The organism is Mesorhizobium sp. M1A.F.Ca.IN.022.07.1.1, assembly GCF_003997575.1.
GTDB lineage: Bacteria > Pseudomonadota > Alphaproteobacteria > Rhizobiales > Rhizobiaceae > Mesorhizobium.
In genome coordinates, this window is sequence record NZ_RZST01000636.1 from 1 (window position 1) to 1,206 (window position 1,206).

1 protein-coding gene and 1 pseudogene are annotated in these 1,206 nt (G+C 61.6%); one reads left to right on the top strand and one right to left on the bottom strand.

The genetic code is table 11. From position 1 onward, the window contains the following. A pseudogene (locus EOA75_RS35460) lies at positions 1-136 on the bottom strand (thioesterase); the annotation flags it as partial. 148 nt (positions 137-284) lie between these two features. On the opposite strand from EOA75_RS35460, the gene EOA75_RS33010 reads away from it, so the two are divergent. Then, positions 285-1,106 carry an enoyl-CoA hydratase gene (locus EOA75_RS33010; RefSeq protein WP_127215763.1) on the top strand — a complete coding sequence of 274 codons (822 nt, stop codon included), beginning with the start codon at positions 285-287 and terminating at the stop codon, positions 1,104-1,106. Positions 1,107-1,206 lie beyond the last annotated feature (100 nt).

Genomic DNA, 1,206 nt, shown 5'->3' on the forward strand with positions numbered 1-1,206 from the left:
CCGTGCAGCCGCCCGGAAACACTTCCAGCGCCTCATAGAAGGAGAACTGGTCGTTGAGCTGCGGATAGACGTTTGCCATCACCGCGTTGACTTCGGCCGCGGTCAGCACCGGCTTGAGATTGCTTTGAGCGGGCATGCGCGATTCCTATATACGGGAAGTTCCAGGCGGCGCGCCTGGACCAAACGGTGCCACGGAGAAAACACGTCTCGCGGCTGTTCTTCAATCGGCAGCATGTTAGTTCTGTTGCTCCATAACCCGGGACCGCTGATCGAGAGGTTCAAAAATGGCCGAAGTCGTTGCCATCAAGCCCGCCGTCGCCGACGGCCCGGTTCTTGTCAGCCAAGATAAGGGCGAGCTGCGCCTCACTCTTGCAAGCCCGCCGGCCAACGCGCTGTCGCTGGCGACGATGGCGGCGCTGCAGGCCGAGTTCGACCGCGTGAAGGACGACAAATCCGTACGCGTCATCATCCTGGCAGCGTCAGGCAAAGTGTTTTGCGCCGGCCACGACCTCAAGGAAATGACGGCGCGCCGCGCCGAACCGGATCGCGGCCGCGCCTTCTTCGAAAAGACCTTTGTCGCCTGCGCAAAGCTGATGCAGACCATCGTGCGCCATCCGAGGCCGGTGATCGCCGAGGTCGACGGTCTGGCTACCGCGGCCGGACTGCAGCTTGTCGCGAGCTGCGACCTCGCCATCGCCTCGCACGAAGCGACCTTCTGCACGCCCGGCGTCAATATCGGCCTGTTCTGCTCGACGCCGATGGTTGCGCTGTCGCGCAACGTCTCGCGCAAGCAGGCGATGGAAATGCTTCTCACCGGCGAGACGATCGATGCGGCGACGGCCAAGGAGTTCGGTCTCGTCAACCGGATCGTGCCGCGCGAATATCTGAATCAGGTTGTCAACAAATACGCGCAAACCATTGCTTCAAAATCGTCATTGGTGGTCAAGACCGGCAAGGAGGCGTTCTACGCCCAGGCCGAAATGGGGCTGGCCGACGCCTACGCCTATACCGGCCGTGTGATGGTGGAAAACATGCTGGCGCGCGACGCCGAGGAGGGCATCGGCGCCTTCATCGGCAAGCGCAAGCCGGAATGGGCCGACGAATAATTGACCCGAGAATGCAGCGCGCTTTTTTATGATTGAAGGTCCGACGTGGCTGCCCGCAAGCAACTGACGCGGCTGAAAGCGCCCTATCTCAAGCGCATTC